We start from the raw sequence: 21,943 nt of genomic DNA, 5'->3' as shown, positions 1-21,943 counted from the left end.
CATCAAAATCTGTACTTGACACCCACCGCACTATATCCAACTAAATTCTTAAAAGATTGAAAATTTTCAATTCCATTTTGATTATTAAAAACAGACAAAACAGCGTTGTTTTTAAAACCTAAATTCTGCAACATGTTTTCACAAGTCAATATCAGTTCTAGCTTTTTACTAATGATATATACCGAGGAAAGATCTATATCCATAAACTCGCGCCGTTGATCAACACTATTTATAACGCTATATTTAAGCATTGTCTTCCATTCCGTCCTTTTATGATTAAATTTTGGCCCCAACAAAATCATTAGTGAGTTCTGATCCGTTAGAAGTCCATCTTGATAACCATACCGTGTATAATCGTTTTTGAGGGTCATAGAAATGTTGATCGCTCCTGAGGAAAAAGAATTTAGATTTAGCATATAACCATGATTCCGCTGCTTAATCTGCGATTCTCCAGCACCCGAAAACTGATAAGAGCGGTTGTTCTGATAGTTATAGAACAAGGAAACATTCATAGGAAACTGATCTTTAAAAAGATTTTGTGCATAAGAGACATCTAGCCCTACATTTCGATACCCCTGAACCAATTTCAAATTTCTTAAAAGCGGAAAAGTCATATCAATAAATTGTACCAGCGCTTTTTCACTGTGCTGTCTATAGAGATTTATTCTAAAAGATTGCCCTTTAAATGGAAAATCATATAAATAGCCGAGCTTTACTGTATTGATTGCATAAATATCATGCAGCAATTGATGGTTTCCAAGTATTGTCTGATCATAAGAGATTACGCGCTGGCTTAGCCCTGATTTGACGTCAGGTGCTTGGGTAGTTCTTCCCCAATTAAAAATTAAACGATTTTTCTTAAATCGATCCAAAAAGTAATCCAAATTAATGTTAGCCAATAAAAAAGTAGAAGTAGATATAGAATCAAATACTTCGATTCTTTGACGCTGCAAGGCTATTGTACTACGAAGGTTAAAGCGTTTTAAATTAAAATTTGCTTCTGTGCGAGCTATATATCGCGTTTTGGCTTGGTTAATATTATCAGGAATAAAGCTATTATGTATATTACTATAAGATAATTCATAGACAAGTGTATTTACTTTTCCCAAAAGCTGTCTCAAATTAGTATGCAATATACTTTCATTGCTTGAAAATTTAATATTCTGTTTATTCCGATTAGTCTGCTCTTTCGTTGTCTCTAAATATTGAAGTTGCCAAGTATCTCTTGAAATCTCATTTTTCCAGTCCCAGCCCATATTCCAGGCTAAGGCATTATTTATCTTGGTCTCATAAGTCAAACGATTTGATAAAATATTGCTCCTCTGCTCCGTCATCTCTCCGAGATTAAAAAGCTCCTTTGTTTGAGGATATATTGATTCGTAACTTCCCTCTCCTTTCAAACGGTCTTGATAACTGGAAAAGATATTTTTGGCAATACTACTTTCACTCAATTTATATCGGAAATTCAACATAGTACCGATCATTCTAGCGCGCAAACTATCCGTACTATTTTTTTCATAAAGATTATTTCCTAAAAATCTGGAATTCTCTTCAGAGAGTCGGATGGACTTCAAATAATTTAAATTCAGAACCGCTTGTAATGAATATCGCTCCGTGTTCTTTTTAATCATTGTCGCATTCAATAAGCTAGATTCATTATTTAGCGTAATGTCCTTCGTATAAAATACCTTCTTATTCTGAGAGGAATAATAACTTGAAGCGACATTGTTAGAACGTATTGCGCCTGCATAATCCTCACTCGACCAGTCCTTATCAAAGACATTATTGATATTCGTCAACGAAAACAAAGAAAGATTGTCGCCAAAATAAAAGAGAAAGGGTTTAAATTTATACTTATTCTTATAGCCTAGAAATGCTTCCACATTTCCTTTCAATATATTCGTAAAACTATCTTTCACCTTTAGATCCAACACTTTCTCTTCATGCTCATTGCCAAGATTGACACGAAATGGATCCTGATAATTGGCAATCACTCTTATGTGATCTAACATTCCAGATTCCATGTTCTCCAAAGCTATTTTATTTTGAAACTCGAAGACTTCTTTACCATTGATCAGAATTTTATTAATCTCTTTCCCACCATGCACGATTTTGTAATTTTCATCGACTTTGAATCCAGGAATCCGTAATAAAATCTCTTTCAGATTGTCTCTATCTTGAAGATTCAAAGCCTTAAGATTATAGACCGTCGTATCATTATTAAAGGACGCAAAGCCTTTGTTCATATTTACCAATACTTCATCCATGCGAATAGACTCATCGCTTAGCATGATCACTGCAGGAAAATCAGATGCTTTACTCACTTTAGTTCGAAAAGTTTGAAAAGACATAGATCTCACCTTTAGTATGAACGGAAATCCATGTTCACGCAAACGGTATCTGCCTTTGTCGTCCGTCGTCATATAGTGCAGCATACGATCAGAATCCTGTACACTATAGAGACTAATTATTGCTCCTGAAATCGGATCTCCACTGGTTCGGGAAACTACACGACCATCAAGCAGCTGAGCTGAAGCACAATAACAAGAAAAAATGAAGAAAATACCCGACCAAAACCTCATTTGTTGTCCTAATCAATAATATTTTCAGTTTTCATCTTTTTTAGCAAAGGGGCTACCTGTTCTCTATACTTGGCGTAAGAAATACCAGTCTTTTTCTGAGCTGCATTCATTTGATTTTCGATATTCTTGGAAAATGCCTCTTTTGTTATTTTATCGATTTTGATAACATAGTAATCATTCTCCAACAAAACTGCCAAACCCGGAAGTTTAGCTCCGATATAGGGTCCAAAACTAATCGGATAATCTTCACAAAACCATACTACGGTATTGAAAGGATCATTCTTAAGGACTGCTTTACGGCAATTAAAATTGCCAACTTTCATTATTTCCTGTTTTACATCCCATTGTAATACTGCTGGCGAGTCTCGCACCTTAAATTGCTTACCGCGGAATAGATCTTCAAAATATAGGTTACCGGCCTGATCATAAAAAGAGAATAAATGTTTGAATGGGGGAGGACCATCCAATCCAATTTCTTTCTGTTCCAAGAGGATTGATCTCCCCTTGGATACATCAACATACAATGCATATTGCACTTCGAAACCCTCAATCAAATCTTTATATCCTTGCAAAAACACTGGATCATTTACTTCTTGCTCCAATCTCGCATTGAGAGAAGAGGAAAGCAATGTTCCTTTATAGGTAATCTTATATTGATTTTGCGCAACACAAAGTAACGCATATATACAAAAACTAAACGATAACAATATTTTTTTCATATGTTGATTTTCTCACGAATAGAATACTAATCGCAGCCAAAATTATATAAATAAGATTAAGAGTTAAATGTTCCTTGAATGGTAATTGCGCCATAATACCACCACAGCCGCAGGAAGGATAAAAATAGTATAATTCTAATATAATAATATAGAGGGTATAAACTGAAAAAAGAAGAATAGTCAAATAAAATCCTATTTTTCGATAGGCCAATAAGAAGAAAGCAACAATCAACTCCGCAACGATCACAGCTATCGCAAAATACTTCACGGAATTTACATAAAACAAATTAGTTCCAACTAATGTATCCATGAAAGTTTCAAAATTTTTAATCTTTTGATATACAGAAATCATGAGTAACACAAAAAGCCCAAATTGTATAACCGATACAATAAAATATAAAAGATATCTTTTCATAAAGTTATTTTTTGAAAAATAACGTAATCTTGGCATAACGACCAGACCTATATTTATCCCCAAATATTAAGCTAAACTTATCAGCCGTTAAATGATTGGTGAAGATGGGATAAGAATATTGACTGATATCAAAATCAAAATTGAGCTTAAAGCTATCTTTATATTTTCCTTCCACGAGATCATACCGATCATAAAGTATATAACTATTTTTAGTACTGATAATATTTGTCCGTACATACAAAATATTGTCAAAGATTTCTAGACCTTTATACAACCCTTCCAGCTGTATATTGTATGCCTTATTGGACTTCCCCTTAAAATCAAAGGTATCTATAGTGGTAATTTCACGAACAAATCTTCCGTCTTGATCAAATTCATAAAAGCTTGATCGATTATCGAACACATACAGTATACGATCTTGGAATACATAAAATTTACCACCATAGACACCAGGGTCTCCATTAACGGGATCTTTAGTCTCAATTGCTTTTATCAATGTTTGAGTTTGTTGCAAGGTATCAATAAGGTAAAAACCCAATTTTTCATCCTTTACTCCTGTGGATAGCAAAACATCTGGTTTCTTGCTGAGCTTGGCTGTACTAATTACAGTATATCCATCAAAATTGACAATATTCCATTTTTCAGAAACCAAGTTATACGTACCAAAACTTTTTCCTTTTGTAGATGAATTATAGAAATATATACTATGTTCATCTTGTCCTATAACCAATCCAAAGGGATATTTTTTTGATAGGTCCATCGTATGATGTTCAAGATTAGCAACATCCCAATAATGAACTTGTTGATTACTCTCTTTGAGATAATACCGTTCCACACTGGAACTTGCTATTTGATATAGTTTATCACCAAAATCTGCAGGTTTTAATGATTTAGTATAAGGTACAGCCTCCAAATCATTTTGCAAATCACCGTAGATGGTCTTTCCTTCAATTTGAAGTGCATCACAAACAACAATATTTCGCTTTTCTAGTGCATTGAAGCTGCTTGGTGATTTTAAACCACAGGAAATCAACAACACTAAACTTGGTATTAACAATTGGATTTTCATTAGATGAATTTATATACTTAAATTTTACTGATTGTCTGAGGGTGTTGGTTGGGATTCCTCATCTGGCATTGGTTCAACATGAGAATTATCAGAACCTTTATAAACCAAACCCCACAGAATACAAGAAGATCCACTTCCTGGACAGATTCTAACACCATTGGAGGTAGAAGCATGGTCTTTCTCGTTTGTACCCGCATAGGAATGCATAGACAAAAATACACATACCATAACACATAATGTGCTTATAGTTTTCACTAAAATAATTTTCATAAAAAATAGCTTAAATTAAATACAGCCTTGTAGCCCTTAGCTACAAGACTTGTTATAAAATAGAGTTAGGCTCCTGGTTCAGCTGGTGTATCCTGAGATTCGTCGTCCTTTCCAATTTCAATAAAGCCACTACCGTCGCCTTTTTCAATTGCACCCCAAAGAACGCAACCTTTGCCATCACCAGGACATACTTTCACGCCTGCATTTGATGCTTTCACCAAATCAATCTTAGAAATACCTACAAGAGTAAATATTACCGCCAATAAGGCAAGAGAATTTTTTTTCACTGTTTTCATAAAATTAGAAATTATTTATTGAATCCTACTCTATTTTAAAGCTTTTTCGGCAACTGCTTCTGTTGATCAACGATACAAATTTGGGCATTACCCATTACATCCACCACAACCTGAGGTTGTATTTTAAAATTTATTAATTAACTTACAACGCAAATTAATAGTGTTTAATGAAATTCTTTGATATATTCCCAACTTTCGCCGAATCCCCCTATTCCTATATTGTCGTACCGATTATATTGGTATGCAGCATCATTGGATTTTATAATAAATCGTTTTTCCATGCACTGATCCTGCACCCCTACGAAATAGCAAGAGGTAAGCGTATTCATACTTTGCTTACCTCGGCTTTGATTCATCGCAACTGGATTCACCTCTTGTTTAATTGTATTGTAATTTTTGGATTAGGGTATGATATGTGTGCTGTCTTAAATCAAGCACACGGAATTACTATTGCTTACGTCTTTACCATATTTATTTTTCTCCTTCTTATAATCCTACCAAATCTCATCCAAACACTTTTTAAAAAGAAAGACTTCACATTTACCGCTGTGGGTTCATCTGGCCTTTCCTTTGGACTATTCGGTTTTTCTGGACTATTTTTCCCTTTGCAAAAAATGAATCATTTATTCATTCCATGGATTCATAATTCAACGCACTATTGGATATATGCTTTACTAACATCAGTACTACTTTCCCTCATCAAAATATCCAAAATAAATAGATCCTTACACTTGGTCGCATTTGTTCTTGGCTCCATATTAGCACTAATTATGAGCCCCTATGCTATCGAATTGAAAGACGCATTTTAAGGTTTAAGATAATTCCATATGGATTCTAACCAATTTGTATTTTTCTCACCCTCCCGCTCCGATCCTCCTTCAATCTCCAACACTTCATTTGCATCCAACTCGCTAACATTAATTTCTTTTAATTTCTTTTCCATGATATCTCAATATTTATTTTTATCAAAATTCATGGAAAAGAGGCTGAGCTACCACAACCTAGGGTTATAGACTATAACTAGAAGTTTTAACATCGAAAAACTTCACAACTTCAAGTTATATTTATTAAATTAGGCCATTCGATAATTTGGGTTTTTAAAGAATGGCAAGAGAAGAAATCGGAACAATTATTAGGCAGAAAAGAGAAAGTCTCAGGATATCACAGGAAGCTGTTGCATTCGTTTTGGAGATATCACAGGCTGCCTATTCAAAAATCGAACGCAATGAGACGAAGCTAAAGGTAGAGCAGGTATACAAAATAGCGGATTATTTTGGTATCACGATCTATGAACTTTTACCACCTGCTTTGGCTAGCGATATAACAGGAGAGAATATATTTGGCTTAATCTATCATTATAGCAAACTTGTTCTAAAGAAAATAATTGCCTTATTTCAAGGGAAACGATCTCAAAGTAAAGCCTAATCCCCCGCTTACACTTCTCCTTATTTTTTAATAGACTTCAACACCTTATCCAATACTGGATCTTTCCCCTTGATAACATCATCAACACTCCGCACGACAGGAATATCCGGCATGACACCCCGCCCCGCTTCGTTTACTTGATAATAAGGTTTGACATCCATTAGGCCAAAACGCCAACGCAGATGGGAGTTTGGAAGTTTCAGCACTGGAAGAACTCCCGCAACTGTGCCACTAGCTGCCCCACCTGTCTCCTCGCCCACAAACACAGCCCGCTTCCCAACTTTTAGATTTGTAGCAATTAAACTCGCAGCAGAAAAAGTACCGCCATCAATCAATACAAATAAATCACCGCGATAGCGACTGCCTTTTGATTTCTCGACTTTGCTCCCTGTAAGGTGGGTATAATTTATCCCATCTTTGGAAAAGCTCTTTGTCCAGGATACTACAGCACTTGGAATAATAAATGGTGATAAAATGGGATAAGACCAGCCCGGCAATCCTTTTACCTGATAAAACGGCAAGTTGAATTTTGAGCTGATAACTGCCGGCTGAACAAATTGGAATTTATCCTCTTCCACTAAGTAACTGTATAGTTCACGGACATCGGACAAACGTCCACCCAAATTGCCACGAAGATCCAAGATCAGGTATTGGACCGAATTAAGCTCCAGCCGATCAAAAATCCTTCTATAGGCTTCTTTTGGACGTCCATACGAAAAGTCAACCACTTTCAATAAAGCAACACTACTATCGCCTTTAACAGGGAAAGAGAGCTGTTTACTCATTCTTTTTAGGTTGGCATTATACCCAAAGATTTTACGCTGCTTTTTTTGATCACTTTTCTTCTGATCAGGTTGGCTCACTTTTTTCACAACCGTGGTCCTTATCCCTGATTTAGCCTTTGTATCGACACTGTCAAACCTTCTGACCACAGTCCGCTGATATGTACTATCGGCGCGAGAAAACAAAACCGAAATAGAATCTTTATACCCCAGTTCCAATTGGTAATACCGCGGTAATAAACGCTCAAAAGCCTGATCGATAAATGTCGTATTATAGCCGTCCGACGTAAAGGTTGGACGATATTTTGTGTACAGATTTTGTGGTTGTATCCCCTCAATATAAAGAATTTTAGAGCCTGCTACCAAACTTGAATCTAACGTTCCATTTTTTGAGAGATAGAGTGTATTTTCCTGCCAATGAAATCCCAGTTGTGAAAAGGGCCCCTTACTTTTTTGATAACGGACTTTATCCTTACCTTTCGGGTCAAATTTGGAAATAAGGGGACTCAGCGTCATATGCCCCTGCCGAACTTGAGCCAGTACAGATGCTAATGCCAACTGAAACTGATTGGGCAATAATGGCTGGCGGATCGCCCTACGAAGGCTGTCGAACTTACCCTTTAACTGATCTTCTCGCACATATAGAAACAAGTCTGGATGCATTTTCCATAAGTTATGCTCAACATAGTTGATGTCTTGCTGCATAGCTTCCACCGCCAGGGGAGTTTCAATAAATCGATTGTACTTCTCGACATTTGCACAGCTCAGCAATGTCAGCACATACACCAATACGAATAGATAAATAGTTGGCCTTTTCATTTGTAGTAAGATACAAAAAAAGCCTTCCAATTTTCATGAAAAGCTTTTCTCTATCGTTAATTACTAATCTTACTCTTTTTCTACTTGCATGTAGTTTAGTTCAAGTGGCGTCTTACGACCGAAGACTTTCACCATCACGATTAATTTCTTTTTATCTTCGTGGACTTCTTCGATTTCTCCGGTAAATCCGTTGAAAGGACCGTCGTTGACTTTCACTGTTTCACCCACATAGTAAGGAACGTTAATGGTTTCACCTTGCTCGGCCATTTCATCCACTTTACCTAGGATACGATTTACTTCTGCTTGGCGCAAAGGAACCGCGTTACCAGCTTTATCGCCCAAGAAACCAATTACACTATTGATATTTTTGATGATGTGCTCTAACTCACCGTCAAGAGCTGCTTCTAATAAAACATAACCAGGATAGTAGTTACGTTCTTTAGCAACTTTCTTACCATCGCGCATCAAGTAGTATTTTTCCATTGGAATCAACACCTGAGGAATCAAGTGCTCAATACCTAAACGGCTAACTTCGGCATCAATATATTGCTTTACTTTCTTTTCTTTACCACTTACAGCACGAACTACGTACCACTTTAAACCTTGATCTGCCATAAATAAATACGATTGAAAAATTAAGAAGCAATACCGTACAAGAATTCTAACCCTACGCTTGAAGCTTTATCCATTACAAAGACAACCAATGCAATAAGAAGAGACGCAACAAGCACAATAACAGCTGAACTTTGTAACTGAGACCATGTAGGCCAAGTCACTTTCTCAGTGATCTCTACATAAGAGTCTTTAAAAAAATCAAGTACTTTTGCCATTTTAGTTTATCTGTTTTTATAAGCACGGGCACCAGGACTCGAACCCAGACCAAAGGTTTTGGAGACCTTCGTTCTACCTTTAAACTATGCCCGTGTATTTCTTATTTTGTGATGCAAATATAGTGTTTTAAACCACTTTCTGCAAATCTTTTTTCACTTTTTTTTATTCTAATCCGATAAATCGCTTATCGAAAAAATAAGCTAATCAACCTCAGTCGATTAGCTTATTCTATGTGATTCTAAATCTTTATTAAAGACTAGATAATTTCAGTTACCTGACCAGCACCTACTGTACGACCACCCTCACGGATAGCGAAACGTAGACCTTTTTCCATTGCAATAGCAGAAATTAATTTCACGCTGATTGTAACGTTATCACCTGGCATAACCATTTCAGTACCTTCTGGTAAAGAGATCTCTCCAGTTACGTCAGTTGTACGGAAATAGAATTGAGGACGGTATTTGTTGAAGAATGGAGTGTGACGACCACCTTCAGCTTTTGACAATACGTAAACCTCAGCTTTGAAATGATCGTGAGGAGTTACTGAACCTGGTTTACAGATAACCATACCACGTTTGATATCAGTTTTCTCAATACCACGTAACAATAAACCTACGTTATCACCAGCCTCACCGTAATCTAAGATTTTACGGAACATCTCAACACCTGTTACTGTAGATTTCAAGTTCTCAGCACCCATACCTAAGATCTCAACTGGATCACCAGAGTTGATTACACCTCTTTCGATACGACCTGTAGCAACTGTACCACGACCTGTGATCGAGAATACGTCTTCAACTGGCATCAAGAAAGGTAAGTCAGTCAAACGTGGAGGAATTGGAATGTAGTTATCTACAGCATCCATTAATTCCATGATTTTCTCAACCCACTCAGGCTCACCGTTCAATGCACCTAAAGCAGAACCTTTGATTACAGGGATATCATCACCAGGGAATTCGTAGAATGATAATAACTCACGAACTTCCATTTCAACTAAGTCTAACAACTCAGGGTCATCAACTAAGTCAGTTTTGTTCATGAATACTACTAACGCAGGAACACCTACTTGGCGAGCCAACAAGATGTGCTCACGAGTTTGAGGCATAGGACCATCAGTCGCAGCAACTACGATGATAGCACCGTCCATTTGAGCAGCACCAGTTACCATGTTCTTAACGTAGTCAGCGTGACCTGGACAGTCAACGTGTGCATAGTGACGGTTAGCTGTAGAATATTCTACGTGTGCAGTATTGATTGTGATACCACGCTCTTTTTCTTCAGGAGCAGAGTCAATTGAATCAAATGAACGAGCTTCTGACAAACCTTTATCAGCCAATACTTTAGTGATAGCAGCTGTAGTTGTAGTTTTACCGTGGTCAACGTGACCGATAGTACCAATGTTTAAGTGTGGTTTACTACGGTCAAATTTCTCTTTTGCCATGTTTATGCGAATTAGTAATTATAAATTATTTCTATTTGTTATATACTCTTGCTTAACTTTTACACAAGTACGAGCCAAAGATGGGATTTGAACCCACGACCTCTTCCTTACCAAGGAAGTGCTCTACCCCTGAGCTACTTCGGCTTACTAAAAAACCTTATTTACGTATTAATGCCCCCACCTTTAGATACATTATTATCAAAGAAGATAGAGACTAAATTTAATACTTGAAAAATTTGAGCGGAAGACGAGGTTCGAACTCGCGACCTATAGCTTGGAAGGCTATCGCTCTACCAACTGAGCTACTTCCGCTTAATAATTAGAAACTAGAGTAAATCTAACACCCTAATTAAAATAAAGTGTGGAGGGAGAAGGATTCGAACCTTCGAAGCCGAAGCAACGGATTTACAGTCCGTCCCATTTGACCGCTCTGGAACCCCTCCAGACCTGTAACTTTCGTTACATTTAGAGCCTCTTATCGGAATCGAACCAATGACCTACTGATTACAAGTCAGTTGCTCTACCAGCTGAGCTAAAGAGGCTTCTAATATCTTTATTTAAACTTACATTCTATCAACGTCTGACCAAGTATTTCCACCTTTTCAGCGAGTGCAAATATCGAATTTACTTTTGATTTCTGCAAGTTTATTTTTTATTTTTTTTCATTTAAAGAACTAAGCAAACTTTCGTTGTTTTGAACCGTTGTTCCCTTGTTTGCTGATGCAAAGATAGACACAAAACTCACTTTACAAAAATATTTGTCAAAAAAAAAAGACAGTTTTTGGCAATTATACTGATATGCAGCACAATAATTTTTGGTTGCATATTTACCTGTTTTGGTTATTTGGCTAATATACTATCTTTGGGCATGCAAATTTTACCGCAATCACTTTCAAAACTTACCCGATACTCCGTACTATTTACGGTACTTTTAATGGGATCGGCCGAATTGAAAGCTCAAAATATTATTCAAAAATTGAGTAAAAAATTTCTTTCCGCTGAAAGAGATTCGACACGTTCCGGTAGTTTTATGGTTTTACCGGCCGTTGGTTATGCGCAGGAAACGGGAGTTGAATACGGCCTGGCGAGCGCGTATAATTTTTATCTGGACAAATCTGATCCCAAAATCCGCACCTCCACCGTCACGGTCATGGGAACCTTTACATCCAATAGTCAGTCCAACTTCAAACTGCAGACCGATCTTTGGACTAGAAACAACGACTACCATCTGATTAGTGAAATACGCTACCGTAATTGGCCCTTTAACTATTATGGCGTCGGTATGGACACTTGGAAAGCCGATGAAGAACGCATTGATCAAAAATTATTTCGCGTCAAACTCGAAGCTGAGAAAAAAATCAGCAACAACCTGTATTCGGGTATCAACATTCAATACGATAACTTCACCATTCGTAGCGACAGTGCCGATCGCATTTTCAATCATTCCGATCTTATTGGAAAGCATGGCGGACAACAGCTACTCATAGGTCTTTCGCAATTGTTTGACAATAGGGACAACGTTTCTTATACAACAAAGGGGTATTATGCTAAATTGCGGCTGGCCTATGCTCCAAAGTTATGGACAAGTACTGATTTTACGGGGGCAAACCTCGATGTAGATCTCCGTGGCTTTATTCCACTGCACAACCAAGTCACGCTGGCTCTGCAAGGAATCTTTCGTTCCACATTTGGAAAAACCGTCCCATTTTACAACTACCGTGAGCTCGGTGGAGACATGATGATGCGCGGTTATTACCTCGGACGTTATCGGGACAAGAATTATCTTGCCTCACAGGCTGAACTGCGTTATCGCTTTCATCCACGCTTTGGCATCGTTGGATTTTCAGGACTCGGATCGACCTTTTCCAAGGAAAATAGCAGCCGATATGTCGCAAGTTATGGTGGTGGTTTACGCTACTTCTTTAGTCTCGAACACAATAGCAGCATACGCTTTGATTATTCCTTTGGCGAACAAAGACCCGGTGAAAAACGACAGTCGGGTTTCTATCTGTCCCTAAGTGAAGCTTTTTAATAAACAAGAGCATCCATATAGGCATGGATGCTCTTGTTTATTCTTGCCTAATGACATCCACCTTTTCCTTTTTCCCCTCCTCTCCAATTCCCTCAACTTCAGCTAAAATAGTTGATGCCCAACGGAACGCGGTAGATGACTGACCATCGACATTCAAAAAGAGGTCGGAACAGAAGGCTAGATCGGAACAGAAGGCTAAAATCGAATCAGAAAATTCTCTTTTCGCTGTCCTTTTCTAAAGTAAACCAACCCAATTCGGTATAGATCTATCGTAACTACACTATGATCATCCTCCTTCAGCCTATTCCAATAGGCTTCCCTTTTCACTGATAAATGGGGCTCGTTTATAATTAATAGATCTCGATCCCCAACATTTCCCAAAAAATTCAGGTCAAGATCGTCCTGGTCAATATAATAAATATGTCGGTACGCATAACGTCCACATTGGTCGTGCAAAAGACTCCTATAACTTTCGCGCGGCTGATCGGCCCAATAGCTAAAATTGTCGTAAGCAAATGTCCTTAATAATCGATCGATTAATGCATACTTTTTCTGTTCTACCTTGCTCTCGTTTTGAATAGTTTGTGGTAATTCTGAAACGCTCCCTTTGGATGTCTTTTGATAAATTACTTCGTCTACCAATTTATAAACAAAAGGAGAATGGGTCCCATGGCGACTATGGGATACAAAATAATGTCGCCAATACTTAAGCATGTAGTTCATTTCGCTGCAAACATCGCTAATTTTTATGATTTTTCACATGGAACATTAGGTTTTAGTTTGCGGGAATGATCCCCCTAAAACTGGAGAATAAAAACACTTCCTTCTCCTTCCGTACTATTGAGGAAAATAGTTCCCTTGTGCAAAAGCATAATCTGTTTGCTCAGGGTAAGGCCGACCCCTGTACCCGTCTTCTTCGTTGTAAAAAATGGTGTAAAGATCTGCTCCTGAAGATCAGCAGGAATTCCTGCCCCGTTATCTTCAATCCGAATCTGCACCTTTCCGTCTACTTCAAGAGCAGATAAACTAATATAGGCTTCTTCCCTATTTTTAACCGCATCTATTGCATTCAACATTAAGTTGATAATAACCTGCTCGATCAAATTAACATCTGCAGATAAGATTAGCCGTGTATTTTTCAGAATAATATCGACATCAATATTTTTCTGGATCAAGGTTGGTTCAAGCAGCTGATAGATATGCTCAAATAACTGCGAAATCTGGATCGGCGCTAGCTGAGGCTGATCGACTTTATTGATCATACGATAACTCTTCGCAAAATGTAAAAGTCCTTCGCTACGACGTTTGATGGTGGAAATACCTGTTTTTAGATCATCAATATCTTCAGCTCCTTTAAAATGGTCCAAACGACCGTTTAAGGTTTCAGCAAGTGAGCTGATCGGAGCGATGGAATTCATGATTTCATGTGTCAGTACACGTAATAATTTATGCCATGCCTTTGTCTCAGTCTCATCAATTGCTTCGTTGATATTTTGGTACACCACAATGCGAAACAAAGCTTCCTGTGTCTCAAAGCTTGAGCTCTGAATCAATAATTTTATTTTTCCTTTACTTGACTGAACGGACTCCATTTGCTGCTGTCCATTTTCAAGCAACATGGTTTTTTCATAAAGATCATTGTTTTTTTTCTTCAATCCAGTGATATTTCCAAGGTGTGGCAAATGAAATAGCTGTTTGAAAGCTTCATTTACCCACATGACCTTACCACTATCCATCTCATAAAAGATAATCGCCGAATTCAGCATATTGATCACACGATCCAGGTATTGGTGCTGAATCTCCTGCTTAATGCTGATCTCCTTATAAGTCTCGTTGATCTGATTAAAGGCCATAAAAAGCTGCCCTTCCACTGACTTTGTATTTTTCACCAAGAAGCGTCTGGTAAAGTCGCGGTATTTGACCGCTTCGGAAAATTCAATCAGCTGCCTGGCCAAAAAATTATACTGTGCATATAGGTTAAAACCCAGGTATAGCATCATACAAAAGATCAAAGCCGCCTGTACATATTCTCTTTTAAGTAGCAAATAAGCGCTCACAAGTGCTGCTACCAGCAGTAAGATAACCTTGATTGCATTTAAGATTTTTCCGTGCCTCATCGACTAAATATCATATTTCTCCAAACGTCTATAAAGTGCCGCCCTGGTAAGCCCTAATTCTTTTGCGGCTTTACTGATATTTCCGTTATAACGTTCAATCGCCGATTTGATTGCTTTACGTTCCAATTCTTCCAGATTTTGACTGCTGGGACTGGATTCGACAACGCGGTTATCTATTTGTTGTTCTATTGGCGAGAAAAAGAGGTCATTTCCAGCTATACTGAGCTGATCAGCCATAATAACAGCACGCTCGATGCTGTATTGGAGTTCTCGGACGTTGCCGGGAAAATGATACGCACACATTTTTTTAACCGCATCCGGTTCAAAGCCTTCAATCCGCTTATTGTATTTCTTCGAATAGATATCGAGAAAATGATTAGCCAATAGCTTGATATCCTCTCCTCGTTCACGCAATGGCGGTACCTGAATTTCAACGGTATTGATCCGATAAATTAAGTCTTTTCGAAAACGGCTTTCATCTGCGAGCTGTTTCAACGGAACATTGGTTGCTGAAATCAAGCGTATATCCACCGATATTGGTTGATAGGAACCCAACGGTGTAACCTGTCTATTCTGCAGTACGGTTAACAGTTTGGCTTGTTGCTGCAAAGAGATATTGCCAATTTCATCGAGGAACAATGTTCCCCCATTTGCAGCTTCGAATCTACCTTGGCGGTCTTCACGTGCATCTGTAAATGCGCCCTTCTTATAACCGAAAAGCTCACTTTCAAATAACGTTTCTGTCAGCGCCCCGACATCAACCTTTACATAAGTCCGATCTGAACGTAAGGATCTTCGCTGAATGGCTTGAGCAATCAGGTCTTTCCCGGTCCCATTTTCACCTAATATTAATATATTCGCATCTGTGGGGGCAATTTTCTCCAATTTATATTGCAATTCGTCCATAACAATGGAATTACCAATCAAATCAGGACTGCTCCCACTACTGAGCAAGGAACTTTTACTTTTCTTTTCTTTATTTTTTGATTCGGCAAGAGCGCTTTCTATCGTTGCCAATAATTGCTCATTTTCCCAAGGTTTCACGACAAAATCCGATGCTCCCTGTTTCAGCGATTTTACAGCGAGATCAACAGCTCCATAAGCGGTAATCATAATGACATGTACCTGTGGAAACTTTTCTTTGATCCGGGACAACCAATATAATCCCTCATTACCGGTATTAATCGTACTTTTAAAATTCATATCTAAAAGCACCAGATCATAAGGTGTCTTCTCCAGATGTGCTATTAGATTCTCCGGATTGGGTTCAACTTGAATATGACTAACTTTAGGTTTAAGCAAGATTCTTGCCGCAGTTAATAAGTCCTGGTCATCATCAACGACTAAAATAGATGCTTTTTTCATACTTCCTGACTTCATTGAAGATACTAAGATAACTATAAATTCAACGAGCCTGCGTAATAATCATTGATATATTTTTGCAGCAGCCATTCATACTGTTTGACGACCAATTGAATCTGGCTGTTATCGAATTTATTTTTTGCGGTCAAAAAAATCACTGAATTACTGTTTCCCAATTCGAAAACTACCTTGGCAATACGAAAAGATTCCGCGTAGTTTTCATTTTGACTACGTAATTGTGTAATCATGTTACTTGCATTCTGCAAGTTAAAAACCGCATTGGACGTCGCCGACCGCAAAACATTTTGTTGGATCTCTTTTTGAAATCTAGCCGTCTGCAGATCTAATTTTGCCAAGCGGACGTTGTTATAAACTTGCAAATGATTAAAAATCGGAACAGAAAGATTGAGAGAAATATACTTTCCTACGTTATTACGCATTTGTGACCAATACGTTCCCTGAATCCCCAATTTAGAATAATTTGACCCTAAACCAGCGCTCAGACTCAATGACGGATAATAGTATGATTTTGCAATCTTAATATCCCGCTCCGCCACTTTGATCCGATAATCCAGCGCCTGTATATCGGGCAATTGATCAACGGCCATTTCATAGAGCTGTTTCGCATCCAGTCGTTGCCCGCTTTCTTTTATTCCGAGGTTATCCAATTCGCCCAATTGATTTTCATCCATATTTAGTAAGGCAGCAAGCTTCACGCGGCTACTGTATAGTAACTGACGATTATTTTCAATCGTGTTGACATCATTTGCCAGTTGTCCTTTCAGATCAAAGTAATCCCCAGGATTAATTGCACCTTCCTTATGCATACTCTCCGCACGTCTGACCTGTTCTCGGGTTACTTCAGTCTGCATTTCTGATTGCCGCAATATATCCTGAGCAGTTAAGCTTTGGATATAAGCGGTAATAACGTCCAGTTTTAACGCATTAATCTGCGTATCAAAAGTCAATTTACCGGCAGTCTTTGCATCAGCACGCATCCGGATATCGTGAAATAAACGGAACCCTCTAAATATTGGAAGGCTTGCGCCCAAAGAAAAATTTCCTGTTGAGTTGTTGGATGAAATATATTGAAGGGTCGAATTATCCTGAGATCTTCCTGATGTTAGGCTATGTTGTAGGCTTGCATCAACATCGGGAAGTCTATTCGCTTTAGCCTGTGCTAAATTCACCTCCGCACGCCTCACATCGAGTTCATTCTGCAATAAGGTTGGATTGGCCTTTATTGCCAACTGAATACACTCAGCTAAGCTCCGCTTGGTAATTTGTTTATCGTCGACCGCTGCAATTGTTGCTGTCCCAGCCACTCTTTCCGTTAGTCGCTGCTCCGTCTGTTGCGCCCCTGCCTTGGCATAACTCAATAAAAAGCATAATGTACTATATATATAGACTCTCTTCATATCCATTTTTTATTTTCTTGCTGACCATCGCCATGCCAAACAACAAAAACACTAACTATCAAATAGATACAAAAAAAATATTTTCAAAAATGTTCATTAATGAACAGTCGGTGTGCGTAGTTGGACAATAGCAAAGACAAACTGTATAAATAGCAGAATAATTCAAATCAAGTTCGATATTTATTCTTCCATTCAATGGATATCAGTCGGAGCTTGTTCGGACTTTTTTCGGTCACAACCGAAGAAGCACCGAAGAAGTACCGAACAAGCACCGACTAAGCACCGACTAAGCACCGAACAAGGGTCGAGTAAATAACGAAAGTAATATAGTTAAATCCTTAATTTTAACAGACCACTTTTACCAACCGTTATAACCGATCGACCAATATAGCTACCTACCCCCTTCCCTAATTTACACCAACAGAGTAACCCCTGCTCCATCGGAATTAATGTGCATCACCGCAGCCAGATTATATCTGCCAAAAGCGCTTCAGTTGACGCTCTAAACAGCAAAAAACTTCCAGTTGTACGCCTTCGTACAAGAAGTGTCCGCTATCGAACACCAAGCTTAAAACTAAACAAAACAAGAACCTATCAATCAATAATTTACATTCTTGGCACAGCTTTCATAGTTATATACAAAATTGATATTAAATTATGGACAGACCTTTAGAAAAGAAGAAGTGGAATAGCAAACGTATCATGACTATTGTGGGGGTTGCTGGCTTAGTTGGATTGATCAGCGCCAGTTTCTATTTTACCTCCGGCAAAAGCAAACTGAATGTTGAAGCTGACCGCATCTCTATTGTCGAAATAAAAAATGGAAACTTTCAGGAATTTATCCCTATAAATGGTACTGTACTTCCTATTAGCAGCATATACCTCGATGCTTCTGTTGGTGGACGCGTAGAAGAAAAGTTTGTAGAAGATGGCGCTATCTTAAAAAAAGGGGATGCAATCATGCGTCTTTCCAATACCGATCAGGAGCTTACCTTGGTACAACAAGAAACACAAGTGCTGAATCTATTGACACAGTCCCAAATAGCGCAGACCAATGCACAACAAGCATCGATTAACAACCGCAACCAAATGGCTGATGTAGAACAAGCTTATCGTGAAGCTGAACGAATCTATACCTTAAATAGAAAATTACTCGCTGAAAAAGCCATTGGTACACAAGAGTTCGAAAAATCAAAGAACGAATACAACTATCAAAAAGAGCGGGTCAACTTGACCAAACAGATCCTAAAACAGGACGAAATCTCCAATGCGCAAAAAACTAATCAGGATAAGCAAACTTATCAACGTACACAGAGTGCATTGGAACTGATGAAAAGAAAAATTGGTGATCTGATCGTTAGAGCGCCTGTTGACGGACAATTGACAGCTTTCGATGCAGAAATCGGACAAAACAAAAATGCCGGGGAACGGTTGGGACAAATCGACGTTTTGACAGGATTCAAAGTGCGTGCTGATATTGACGAACATTATATCAACCGTATTTTCCCAGATCTACAAGGTGAATTTTCTATCGGTGAAAAAACCTACAAACTCCGTATCAAGAAAGTCTATACACAAGTCACCAATGGTCGATTCCAGGTTGACATGGAATTTATCAATGATGTTCCAAAAGGGATCCGTCGTGGACAAACTTTGCAGATACGTTTAGCGTTAAGTGACGAGACAAAAGCATTATTACTGGCAAAAGGAGGATTCTATCAACAGACCGGTGGTAACTGGATTTTCAAATTGGATAAAAATGGAAGCACAGCGTATCGTGTGGATATCCAACTAGGAAGACAGAATCCGGAATATTATGAGGTCATCAAAGGTCTACAACCGGGAGATAAAGTTATTGTATCGAGCTACGAGACGTATGACAAGGTACAGGAGCTGAATATTAAAAAGTAACATCATACAGCGGTTATCGATAACATCAGGTCTGTCGATAACCGCTTTTATCATACGACCATAATTATGATTAAAAACTTTATTAAAACCGCACTTCGTAACCTTTGGAAAACCAAAGGTTACAGCTTTCTAAATATTTTTGGACTGGCGGTCGGGATTGCTGCGGCATCGTTGATTTTTTTATGGGTTGAAAATCAGTTGAGCTTCAACGATAATTTCGCCAACAAAAAGGATATCTACATTGTCAAATCAAAACAGACATACGATGGAGCCACCTATGTATTTGAATCTACCCCAGGACCCTTTGCCCAAAGCATAGCGAAAGAAATCCCAGGCATCAAGCATGCAGTACGCATAAGCTGGAATTCGCCAATGCTGTTTTCCGTCGGAGACAATAATATATTTCAAAATGGTGTATATGCCGATGGAAGCATCGCTGATGTGCTATCCCTTGCATTTCTTGAAGGGGATCGAAAGACTGCCTTTGATCAGGTCAATAACATTGTATTATCAGAAACTGCAGCGAAGAAATTATTTGGCAACCGTCCTGCCTTGGGAAAAACCGTCAAAACAAACAATAGTGAGCCATTTATTATTGCGGGGGTAATCAAGGACCTCCCCAAAAATAGCAGCTATGATTTTCAATGGCTCATCCCTTTCAAAAAATTTGAAGCAGGTCAGGATTTTCTAAAAAATTGGGGGAACAATAGTGTTCAAACCCTAGTTCAGGTCGAAGATAATGCCAACGTCGATCAGATTAACAAGCAGATGATGGATTTCGTCAAACACAAGACCAATGGTGAAGTCACTTTTTCACAGAATTTCCTCTATCCAATGGAACGTTGGATTACCTACAATCAGTTTGATAACAGTGGTATTGAAAAAGAAGGTGGCATTAAAAATATTCGTCTATTTACCTTTATCGCTTGGGTTGTCTTACTGATCGCCTGTATCAATTTCATGAATCTTGCAACTGCAAGATCTGAAAAAAGAGCAAAAGAAGTTGGAATGCGCAAAGTGGTTGGTGCAAGTCGCAAATCGCTCATTATGCAATTCTTGGGAGAATCCCTTGTTTTGGCAATTATTTCCTCTCTTGTTGCTATATTGCTAATCTATATCTTCATCAGGCCGTTCAACACCATGATAGGCCAGAATCTTCAGGTTAATCTTTTAGCCCCCTCACACCTGCTATTTTTAACGACAATAACATTAGCATGTGGATTATTTGCAGGTAGCTATCCCGCGTTTTTCCTTTCGGCATTCAAGCCGCTTTCAACGATCAAAGGAACGAAACAGAAGGCCGGTAGTGGAAGTCTCGTCCGTAAAGGGTTGGTCATCCTGCAATATACAGCCTCAGTTGTGTTAATTATCTGTACCATTATCATCTACCAACAGATTCAGCACAACAAGAACAGAGATCTCGGTTTTGATAAGAGTCAGGTGTTGACTACAGCGCTACAAGGCGATATGGGCAAACATCTGCCGCTCATTAAAAATCAATTATTAGCAACAGGAGTTGTGCAAGAAGTCGGTGTCAGTGACATGAGTATCCTCAATATCAACTCCAATACGTCCGGTTTTAGCTGGGAGGGAAAAGATCCAAATGCCAGTATTTTGATTGGTATGTTACGTTCTGATGAGGGCCTTATTCCAGCTTTAGACTTAAAGCTTTTTGACGGTAGAAACTTTCATCAAAATTTTGTAGGCGACAGCACATCGGTTGTCATCAACGAAGCATTTGCAAAACTGATCAAAAAAGATGGCCTTGTGGCCGGTAACATCATCAGCTACGGTGAGGAAAAGTTTACTATCGCCGGTGTCGTCAAGAACTTCGTTTATAACAATGTGTATGCCGATCCTGAGCCGATGCTGTTTCTACCAATGAATAGAGATAATGGGATCATGACCATTAAGACAAAGGCTGGAGTAGATTTACCAGATGCCATTCAACAAATCGAGAAGGTCATCGTCAAAAATAACCCAGGCTTCCCTTTTGACTATAAATTTTTAGATGATAGTTTCAATAATAAGTTTAAAGCGGAGCTTTTTGTACAGCAACTATCCAGTGTATTTGCACTGATGTCTATCATTATATCCTGCTTAGGTCTATTTGGTTTAGCCGCCTTTGCAACAGAGCAACGCGCAAAAGAGATCAGCATTCGTAAAGTCTTGGGCGCCTCTGTTTCGGGACTTATCCAAATGCTCAACCGTGAATTTGTCATTCTTGTAGCAATATCATGTATCATTGCCTTTCCTATTGCATGGATGATCATGAGCAAATGGCTAACTAATTATGCACATCATATCGATATTTCCTGGACCATTTTTATCATCAGTGGTCTGACAGCTATTATCATTGCCCTATTGACCATCAGTTCACAGGCATTTAAAGCAGCGATAGCCAATCCGACAAAGACTTTAAGAGATCAATAAACACTAAAAAAGAATTTAATA

General features: G+C 38.4%; 20 protein-coding genes and 5 tRNA genes. 5 read left to right on the top strand and 20 right to left on the bottom strand.

What is annotated here, in order from left to right; genetic code table 11:
* Positions 1-2 precede the first annotated feature (2 nt).
* From IQ31_RS21375 to IQ31_RS21350, 6 genes are all read right to left on the bottom strand, one after another.
* Complete coding sequence (locus IQ31_RS21375) at positions 3-2,582, bottom strand: peptidase associated/transthyretin-like domain-containing protein (RefSeq protein ID WP_145329977.1); 2,580 nt, start codon at positions 2,580-2,582, stop codon at positions 3-5.
* An 8-nt stretch (positions 2,583-2,590) separates the two neighbouring features.
* Positions 2,591-3,301, bottom strand: coding sequence for a GLPGLI family protein (locus IQ31_RS21370; protein WP_070566299.1), 711 nt, complete (start codon positions 3,299-3,301; stop codon positions 2,591-2,593).
* Positions 3,276-3,716 (bottom strand): MauE/DoxX family redox-associated membrane protein, encoded by a 441-nt coding sequence (locus IQ31_RS21365; RefSeq protein ID WP_145329975.1) that lies wholly within the window; start codon positions 3,714-3,716, stop codon positions 3,276-3,278. Before IQ31_RS21365 ends, IQ31_RS21370 begins: the two co-directional genes overlap by 26 nt.
* Positions 3,717-3,720: 4 nt before the next feature.
* Positions 3,721-4,785, bottom strand: a complete 1,065-nt coding sequence (locus IQ31_RS21360) for a hypothetical protein (RefSeq protein ID WP_145329973.1) — start codon at positions 4,783-4,785, stop codon at positions 3,721-3,723.
* A gap of 24 nt (positions 4,786-4,809) precedes the next feature.
* Complete coding sequence (locus IQ31_RS21355; protein WP_145329971.1) at positions 4,810-5,040, bottom strand: hypothetical protein; 231 nt, start codon at positions 5,038-5,040, stop codon at positions 4,810-4,812.
* Positions 5,041-5,120: 80 nt separating this feature from the next.
* A complete protein-coding gene (locus IQ31_RS21350; RefSeq protein ID WP_075991178.1) occupies positions 5,121-5,351 on the bottom strand; it encodes a hypothetical protein in 231 nt (76 codons plus the stop codon).
* Between the two features lie 167 nt (positions 5,352-5,518).
* On the opposite strand from IQ31_RS21350, the gene IQ31_RS21345 reads away from it, so the two are divergent.
* A complete protein-coding gene (locus IQ31_RS21345) occupies positions 5,519-6,160 on the top strand; it encodes a rhomboid family intramembrane serine protease (protein ID WP_075991177.1) in 642 nt (213 codons plus the stop codon).
* Here IQ31_RS21345 and IQ31_RS27415 read toward each other — a convergent pair.
* Positions 6,157-6,294: a hypothetical protein gene (locus IQ31_RS27415; RefSeq protein WP_157625900.1), complete on the bottom strand. Its 138-nt coding sequence runs from the start codon at positions 6,292-6,294 to the stop codon at positions 6,157-6,159. The genes IQ31_RS21345 and IQ31_RS27415 overlap by 4 nt on opposite strands.
* Before the next feature lie 161 nt (positions 6,295-6,455).
* Between IQ31_RS27415 and IQ31_RS21340 the strand changes: the two genes are divergently transcribed.
* The gene (locus IQ31_RS21340) at positions 6,456-6,776 is read left to right on the top strand and encodes a helix-turn-helix domain-containing protein (protein ID WP_075991176.1); all 321 of its coding nucleotides are present in this window, start codon (positions 6,456-6,458) and stop codon (positions 6,774-6,776) included.
* Between the two features lie 20 nt (positions 6,777-6,796).
* On the opposite strand, the gene IQ31_RS21335 is transcribed toward IQ31_RS21340, so the two are convergent.
* From IQ31_RS21335 to IQ31_RS21295, 9 genes are all read right to left on the bottom strand, one after another.
* A complete protein-coding gene (locus IQ31_RS21335) occupies positions 6,797-8,377 on the bottom strand; it encodes a S41 family peptidase (RefSeq protein WP_145329969.1) in 1,581 nt (526 codons plus the stop codon).
* A 69-nt stretch (positions 8,378-8,446) separates the two neighbouring features.
* On the bottom strand, positions 8,447-8,992 hold the full coding sequence (gene nusG / locus IQ31_RS21330) for a transcription termination/antitermination protein NusG (protein WP_046672242.1): 546 nt from the start codon (positions 8,990-8,992) through the stop codon (positions 8,447-8,449).
* Positions 8,993-9,012: 20 nt separating this feature from the next.
* Positions 9,013-9,207 (bottom strand): preprotein translocase subunit SecE, encoded by a 195-nt coding sequence (gene secE, locus IQ31_RS21325; protein ID WP_028072657.1) that lies wholly within the window; start codon positions 9,205-9,207, stop codon positions 9,013-9,015.
* A gap of 23 nt (positions 9,208-9,230) precedes the next feature.
* Positions 9,231-9,301: transfer RNA gene (locus tag IQ31_RS21320), tRNA-Trp, on the bottom strand.
* A gap of 163 nt (positions 9,302-9,464) precedes the next feature.
* A complete protein-coding gene (gene tuf / locus IQ31_RS21315) occupies positions 9,465-10,649 on the bottom strand; it encodes an elongation factor Tu (RefSeq protein WP_075991174.1) in 1,185 nt (394 codons plus the stop codon).
* A gap of 72 nt (positions 10,650-10,721) precedes the next feature.
* Positions 10,722-10,793 (bottom strand) — tRNA-Thr (locus tag IQ31_RS21310).
* 95 nt (positions 10,794-10,888) lie between these two features.
* A tRNA-Gly gene (locus tag IQ31_RS21305) sits at positions 10,889-10,961 on the bottom strand.
* Positions 10,962-11,011: 50 nt separating this feature from the next.
* A tRNA-Tyr gene (locus IQ31_RS21300) sits at positions 11,012-11,092 on the bottom strand.
* A gap of 26 nt (positions 11,093-11,118) precedes the next feature.
* Positions 11,119-11,191: transfer RNA gene (locus tag IQ31_RS21295), tRNA-Thr, on the bottom strand.
* A 326-nt stretch (positions 11,192-11,517) separates the two neighbouring features.
* On the opposite strand from IQ31_RS21295, the gene IQ31_RS21290 reads away from it, so the two are divergent.
* The gene (locus tag IQ31_RS21290; RefSeq protein WP_088160335.1) at positions 11,518-12,681 is read left to right on the top strand and encodes a BamA/TamA family outer membrane protein; all 1,164 of its coding nucleotides are present in this window, start codon (positions 11,518-11,520) and stop codon (positions 12,679-12,681) included.
* Positions 12,682-12,876: 195 nt separating this feature from the next.
* Here IQ31_RS21290 and IQ31_RS27995 read toward each other — a convergent pair whose 3' ends face one another.
* From IQ31_RS27995 to IQ31_RS21270, 4 genes are all read right to left on the bottom strand, one after another.
* On the bottom strand, positions 12,877-13,395 hold the full coding sequence (locus IQ31_RS27995; RefSeq protein WP_088160334.1) for a hypothetical protein: 519 nt from the start codon (positions 13,393-13,395) through the stop codon (positions 12,877-12,879).
* Positions 13,396-13,478: 83 nt separating this feature from the next.
* Complete coding sequence (locus IQ31_RS21280; protein ID WP_070566275.1) at positions 13,479-14,798, bottom strand: sensor histidine kinase; 1,320 nt, start codon at positions 14,796-14,798, stop codon at positions 13,479-13,481.
* 3 nt (positions 14,799-14,801) lie between these two features.
* Positions 14,802-16,163, bottom strand: a complete 1,362-nt coding sequence (locus IQ31_RS21275) for a sigma-54-dependent transcriptional regulator (protein WP_070566332.1) — start codon at positions 16,161-16,163, stop codon at positions 14,802-14,804.
* A gap of 32 nt (positions 16,164-16,195) precedes the next feature.
* The gene (locus tag IQ31_RS21270; RefSeq protein ID WP_158638948.1) at positions 16,196-17,578 is read right to left on the bottom strand and encodes a TolC family protein; all 1,383 of its coding nucleotides are present in this window, start codon (positions 17,576-17,578) and stop codon (positions 16,196-16,198) included.
* A gap of 657 nt (positions 17,579-18,235) precedes the next feature.
* On the opposite strand from IQ31_RS21270, the gene IQ31_RS21265 reads away from it, so the two are divergent.
* Entirely contained in the window at positions 18,236-19,489 is a 1,254-nt protein-coding gene (locus IQ31_RS21265) for an efflux RND transporter periplasmic adaptor subunit (protein ID WP_120333433.1), read from the top strand.
* A gap of 66 nt (positions 19,490-19,555) precedes the next feature.
* Positions 19,556-21,922: an ABC transporter permease gene (locus IQ31_RS21260; RefSeq protein ID WP_088160331.1), complete on the top strand. Its 2,367-nt coding sequence runs from the start codon at positions 19,556-19,558 to the stop codon at positions 21,920-21,922.
* Positions 21,923-21,943 lie beyond the last annotated feature (21 nt).

The organism is Sphingobacterium siyangense, from assembly GCF_007830445.1.
GTDB classification, from domain to species: Bacteria; Bacteroidota; Bacteroidia; order Sphingobacteriales; family Sphingobacteriaceae; genus Sphingobacterium; species Sphingobacterium siyangense.
The sequence above is the reverse complement of the archived record's forward strand: the minus strand, read 5'-3'. Positions and strand labels throughout refer to the sequence as shown.